This window comes from Flavobacterium sp. (assembly GCF_030146175.1).
Classification (GTDB): domain Bacteria; phylum Bacteroidota; class Bacteroidia; order Flavobacteriales; family Flavobacteriaceae; genus Flavobacterium.
Genome location: NZ_JASLCE010000112.1, coordinates 1 through 6,337, shown reverse-complemented (window position 1 = coordinate 6,337; position 6,337 = coordinate 1). Strand labels below are relative to the sequence as shown.

Here is a 6,337-nt window from a genome sequence, read left to right as displayed (position 1 = left end):
AAATTGTTCGTATTTGCTTCCGCTAAAATGCTTTACATTTAAAAGTATACCGTTCGTATCAAATTTGGCGATATAAGCGTCTCCTTTGGTCGTGGCTGACGGATCGCTGGTATTCTGTATCGTAGTACCCTGTATTGTTGCTGTATCGGTTCTGAAATTTCCAAGCATAATATAGTTGCCGTATCGGTCAACAAAACCTTGCGGCTGGTTTTCCTGCAAGCCGCTGTTTTCGGCTACAGCACTCCAAAGCCATTGGCTCTGGTTAAAATTCTGGGCATGGGCGCCACAGAAGCTAATAAGAGTTGTTGCAATAAGTAGTTTTAGTTTCATGTTGTACTATTTTGTTATTTTTTAACCAAATTTATAAGAATAATATAATTTCAACGAGTCAACACTGTTAAAAGTTTTTACAATACATCAAAATAACCGCTAAAGCCGCATTATTCGCAATGTTAGCACAGTGTTAAAATTACAGCACCTTCTTGTTAAATGTCTCTTTTGTGTGAAAATCTACCAGCACAACACCTTTCACACGCTTGTAAAAAGTCGGTATTTTTTGTAACTTTCTAAAAAATACTCCCCTATGCAACAAGCGATCAATAAAGTTGAGTTACGAAATTTACAAATCGAAGACTATAAAGAATTGAAAAGTTCCATGGTGGAAGCCTATAGCGAACTGGAAGAAGCGTATTGGAAAGAAGAACAAATCGAACGCCTGCTGGAACTTTTCCCCGAAGGACAACTCGTAATACTGGTAGACGGCAGAGTGGTCGGTTCGGCCTTGTCATTGATTGTCGATAACCGGAAAGCCAGCGCGACGCATACCTATGAAAAAATCACCGGGAATTATACCTTTTCCACACACGATCCTTTTGGCGATGTGTTATACGGTATCGATGTTTTTATTCATCCGGATTATCGCGGACTCCGTTTAGGTCGTCGTTTGTATGATGCCCGGAAAGAAATCTGCGAAAAACTGAATTTACAATCGATCATCTTTGCCGGAAGAATTCCGCGTTATGCCGAGCATGCCAAAGAGATGACACCAAAACAGTATATCGAAAAAGTACGCGCCAAGGAAATCCACGATCCGGTGTTGTCGTTTCAGTTGAGCAATGATTTTCACGTGATCAAGGTGATGAAAAATTACCTCGAAGGTGATGTTAGCTCGCAGGAATATGCCGTCCTTTTGGAATGGAATAACATCTATTATGAAAAACATCAGCAATTGATCAACACCAGAAAAAGTGTCATCCGACTCGGGTTGATTCAATGGCAGATGCGACCGCTCAATAACCTTGAAGCGCTGTTCGAACAGGCGGAGTTTTTTATTGATGCCGTTTCCGGATATGCCAGCGATTTTGCTATGTTTCCGGAGTTGTTTATCGCACCGTTAATGGCCGATTACAACCATCTCTCGGAAGCCGATGCGATTCGGGAATTAGCGCGCTACACCGATTCGATCCGAAAAAAATTCCAGGAATTCGCGATTTCCTATAATATCAATATCATCACCGGTAGTATGCCGTTACTGGAAAACGGGAATTTGTACAATGTCGGTTTTCTGTGTAAAAGAGACGGAACTTCAGAAATGTATTCCAAAATCCATATCACACCAAACGAGGTATTTTATTGGGGAATGAAAGGCGGTTCCCAAATCAAAACATTTGATACTGATTGCGGAAAAATCGGTATTATGATTTGTTACGATGTGGAATTCCCGGAATTGTCGCGCTTACTGGCCGACGAAGGGATGGACATCCTATTTGTTCCATTTCTAACGGATACGCAAAACGGGTATACCCGGGTTCGCAATTGTGCGCAAGCGCGGGCTATCGAAAACGAATGTTATGTCGCTATCGCCGGATGTGTCGGAAATCTTCCCAAAGTGAACAATATGGATATACAGTTTGCACAGGCGGCCGTTTTTACCCCTTCGGATTTTGCGTTTCCAACCAACGGAATCAAGGCCGAAGCAACACCAAATACCGAAATGACGCTGATTGTAGACGTAGATGTAGATTTATTAAAAGAATTGCACGAACACGGTAGTGTCCGCATTATGAAAGACCGGAGAAAAGATTTATATCAGATCAAAAAATTAAAACCGTAAACATACCATGGAACTCGAACAATTAAAATATCCGATCGGAAAATTTATCGTTCCTACGGAAATCGACAAGGCTCATATCCTGGAATGGAAAACAACGATACAGGAATTACCACAGGAACTGGAAAAATTAGTAAAAGACCTCCCGCAAACAGAATTAAACTGGATATACCGACCGGATGGCTGGTCGGTGAAACAGGTAGTGCATCATTTGGCCGATAGTCATATGAACAGCTTTACCCGTTTTAAACTAACGCTAACCGAAAATGTTCCGGCAATCCGACCGTATGAAGAACAACTTTGGGCAGCTACTCCCGATGGAAAAGACAACGACATTTCGGCTTCTTTATTTATGATCAAAGGAATACACAGCCGCTGGAGTTATCTGCTTGATTATTTATCAGAGCAGGATATGAATCTGTTGTACTTTCATCCACAGCATCAACGCTTATATTCGTTAAAAGAAGCCATCGGACTCTACCATTGGCATTCCCGACATCATCTGGCACATATCCGTCAGGCGATACAACACAAAGGGATTTTTTAATCGTATAACGGAACAACTATCAACAAAAAAGAAGTTACTTTGTTCCGATAAAAACACAAGCATGAAACCTTCTATTGCAATTGTCGGCTGTGGCTGGCTTGGTCTTCCATTGGCAAAAAAACTGATACAACAGGGTTATCCGGTAAGTGGTTCAACAACCACGCCCGAAAAAATAGCCGTATTGCAGGAATCACAAATCGATCCTTTTTTGATCAAATGTGGAGAAGAACAGGTAGATGGCAACTGGGAAGCGTTTCTTTCCGGAAAAGAAATCGTTATTATTGACATTCCGCCGAAGCTTAGAGGTGAAAACCGGGAAAATTTTGTAGCCAAAATACAAACCCTTATTTCCTGTATTGCCACAACAACGGTCACTAAAGTCCTTTTTGTAAGCTCCACTTCCGTCTATTCCGATACCGACACAACGGTAACGGAATCCACAATTCCGCTGCCAGATACCGAAAGTGGAAAGCAACTTTTGGCAGCCGAAAACTACTTACGTGAGAATCCGAATCTTCAGACTACTATTGTCCGATTTGGCGGACTGATCGGAAACGACCGGAATCCGGTAAAATTCCTCGCTGGAAAGGAAAACATCGAAAACCCGGAAGCTCCGATAAATTTTATCCATCAAACGGATTGTATTGGTATCCTTCTGGCGATAATCGAAAAAGAAATCTGGAACGAAACTTTTAATGCCGTCGCACCATCTCATCCTACACGGGAAGCCTATTATACCCGAAAAGCCTTGGAATTCGGATTACCGCTACCGCAATTCAGTCACGAAAAACCATCGTCCGGAAAAAGTATCAGTTCGGAAAAAGTACAACACCTCTTGGAATATGAATTCCAGATTCCCGAACTATGATTTGAAAAAAGCGGTACATTTATAGCTAAAACGATCCCAAATGGACTTAACCGATATCGTTACCCTTCGTCTCAACAACCAGTGGTTACAGCAAAGCCCGGCATTGGATAGTACCGAAATCGTATCCCGTATGGGGGCGCTTCAGGCGCAGGATTTTGCCATGTCGAAATGGGCCTTGGGCATCCGAAAACCCGGTGCTTTTGAAACCGAAATTGAAGCCGCTTTTAATTCCGGATCGATTGTTCGCACCCATGTGATGCGTCCAACCTGGCACACGGTAGCCGCTTCTGACATTTACTGGATGCTGGATTTATCGGCCAAACGGATTAAAGGCTCTGCCAAAGGTCGGCTAAAAGAACTGGAATTAACGCCCGAAGTCCTTTCCCGTTCCTATTCCATTTTGGAAAAAACACTGGTCGGAAACAACCATCACACCCGCGACGAACTGGTAACCTTATTCGAGCAAAATGGTATTGCCAACTACGACAATCGGATGTCCCATATTTTAATTCTGGCCGAACAGGACGGCCTTATCTGTAGCGGAAAAATAAAACAGGGAAAAACTACCTATGCCTTGTTAGCCGAATGGGTTCCGCAAAAAAGTAACATTAGCCGGGAAGAAGCGTTGGAAAAACTGGCTCGAAAATACTTTTCCAGTCATGGTCCGGCAACACTGGCCGATTTCCAATGGTGGTCCGGCTTGTCTTTGTCGGAAGTCCGAAAAGCACTCGATCTGATCCGACACGATTTCCAATCTGAAAACATCGGTTCGGAAACCTATTGGTTTTCGAATGCGATCCGCTTATCGGCTCCCGAAAACCCGATTCATCTGTTACCGGCGTTCGACGAATGTATCATTAGTTATAAGGATCGCACGGCCACACTCACTATTGACCACCATAAAAAAGCGGTTACCCGAAATGGTATTTTTCATCCGGTAATTTTACATAACGGAAAGGCCGTTGGTATCTGGAAACGAACTATCAAAAAACAAACGGTAACCATTGACATCCATCCTTTTGACACGTTTACGCCTTCCTTACGGGAACCGCTGGAAAACAAAATACAGGAATTTGGCGTTTTCCTGAATAAAGAACCCCATATCCACTACCACTCATGAAACAGAATATCACACATATTACCCTTTTGGTAAACGACTATGATGAAACAATTGCTTTTTATACCGAAAAACTCCAGTTTTTGGTATTGGAAAATATCCACGGCGACGATGGCAGACGTTGGGTAACCCTAGCGCCAAAGGGTTATTCCGGTAGTGCATTTGCGTTGATCAAAGCGGTAACACCGGAGCAACAGGAACGCGTCGGAAATCAGACCGGAGGCACCGTTTCTTTTTTCCTGAATACCGACAACATCGAACGCGATCTATCCCATTTCCGACAACATAATGTTCCCATCGTTCGGGACATTGTTAACGAACCCTGGGGAAAAGTCGCCATTTTCTCCGATCTTTATGGGAATCTTTGGGATTTAATTGAAACACCATGAAGTCGACCAATTATCAAAATACATTTATTGCTGTTGCAGAAGATTGTCCAGTTTCGCAAGCGGCCATTCCGCCTTTACGCGGTAGCGAAAAATCGGCTGTAAATTTACAGTTTGAGACACTGCGCGACAATCCGTATCGTTATACTTCCGATGATATTTTATTTGCGGTTTATGCGCTGAAAAATCATATCCCAAAATCCAATTACGATTCGGAACGGGAACTTTTTTTCGCTAAAAGTCAGGCGTGCTTGCGTTGTTCTCCGCTTTCCAAACGGTATGGCTGGGGAACACATCACAATGCCGAAGGTAAAGTCGCACTCTACGGTATCGATTCCGACGACTATAAAAAACTAGCACAGGATTCCGCACTAACACAGGTTAAGGCAATGCGTTCCAAACGCAAATAATAGTATTCCCTTTTTAGTATATAACCGGCAAGTTGCCGGTTTTTTTATCGCTCAAATCTAAACTCCTTTTAACAATTTTTATCACAAAAAATTTGTTTTTTAAATATGATAATACTTTTACAACAATTATTTAATTAATTTTTTATATTTGATGCAATAATTACCATTTTAAGCCAAATAAACATTTATCAATAGTGCGTTTTGCACTAAAAACCTACTCAATCCTACAAGCCTCATAATTTTTCGCATTTGTTTTCCGGTTACAGCATTCGCATATTCACCAATAGCATATTAACACCAAAAACAATAAATTATGAAAAAAAGCTTACTCCTACTGTCGGCATTGCTCGTTACGTTTGCAGCAATGGCGCAGGTTCCGGAAACCAGCAGTCCGGACGATCCTCCAAGTTACACCCAACCTCAGGAAAACCAGACACCGGTGTATGAATTACATCCGACGCAGTTAAGTCCTGAAATTCAGGAATACCTCCACGGTCGCGTGGAAGGTTTTTCGGCCTATCGCTTTGATTATACCACCTTAAACGATTACCTGCTCAAAAATCCGTATGCACTCGAATTCATTCTAAAATCCGATGCCGGTACGACCAAGTTTACCATGCAACGCCACGATATGCGCGCCCTCGATTATACCGAAGGGGTTACTCATGAAGGCGGTGAAAATCAGATCACATTCCAACGAACCTTTGAAACCGACCTCAACTATAATGTTCCAACGATAAAAGGGATTGTAGACAACAATTCAACCATTCTGGCACGTCTGGCTGTTTTTAACGACAATCTTGTCGGTATAAAATGGAATACCGAAAGCAATGAAGTTTTGTATTATACATCACTTCAGGATTTTATCAAATTAAACGGTGACGATTTTGTGACCGATG

At 42.3% G+C, this 6,337-nt stretch carries 8 protein-coding genes; 7 read left to right on the top strand and 1 reads right to left on the bottom strand.

The genetic code is table 11. The features are described 5' to 3' along the window. A partial coding sequence (locus Q1R07_RS12945; protein WP_300490987.1) for a hypothetical protein occupies positions 1-330 on the bottom strand: 330 nt, incomplete at its 3' end. A gap of 253 nt (positions 331-583) precedes the next feature. Here Q1R07_RS12945 and Q1R07_RS12940 point away from each other — a divergent pair. The 7 genes from Q1R07_RS12940 to Q1R07_RS12910 form a co-directional block, all read left to right on the top strand. Continuing rightward, complete coding sequence (locus Q1R07_RS12940) at positions 584-2,113, top strand: bifunctional GNAT family N-acetyltransferase/carbon-nitrogen hydrolase family protein (RefSeq protein WP_300490984.1); 1,530 nt, start codon at positions 584-586, stop codon at positions 2,111-2,113. A 7-nt stretch (positions 2,114-2,120) separates the two neighbouring features. Next, positions 2,121-2,657: a YfiT family bacillithiol transferase gene (locus Q1R07_RS12935; protein ID WP_300490981.1), complete on the top strand. Its 537-nt coding sequence runs from the start codon at positions 2,121-2,123 to the stop codon at positions 2,655-2,657. Between the two features lie 61 nt (positions 2,658-2,718). Further along, positions 2,719-3,525 carry an SDR family oxidoreductase gene (locus tag Q1R07_RS12930; RefSeq protein ID WP_300490978.1) on the top strand — a complete coding sequence of 269 codons (807 nt, stop codon included), beginning with the start codon at positions 2,719-2,721 and terminating at the stop codon, positions 3,523-3,525. Positions 3,526-3,565: 40 nt separating this feature from the next. Beyond that, the gene (locus Q1R07_RS12925) at positions 3,566-4,645 is read left to right on the top strand and encodes a winged helix DNA-binding domain-containing protein (protein ID WP_300490975.1); all 1,080 of its coding nucleotides are present in this window, start codon (positions 3,566-3,568) and stop codon (positions 4,643-4,645) included. After that, a complete protein-coding gene (locus Q1R07_RS12920) occupies positions 4,642-5,031 on the top strand; it encodes a VOC family protein (RefSeq protein ID WP_300490973.1) in 390 nt (129 codons plus the stop codon). Before Q1R07_RS12925 ends, Q1R07_RS12920 begins: the two co-directional genes overlap by 4 nt. Further along, on the top strand, positions 5,028-5,438 hold the full coding sequence (locus Q1R07_RS12915; protein ID WP_300490971.1) for a DUF6157 family protein: 411 nt from the start codon (positions 5,028-5,030) through the stop codon (positions 5,436-5,438). The genes Q1R07_RS12920 and Q1R07_RS12915 overlap by 4 nt, the downstream gene beginning before the upstream one ends. A 313-nt stretch (positions 5,439-5,751) precedes the next feature. Then, a partial coding sequence (locus Q1R07_RS12910) for a hypothetical protein (RefSeq protein ID WP_300490969.1) occupies positions 5,752-6,337 on the top strand: 586 nt, incomplete at its 3' end.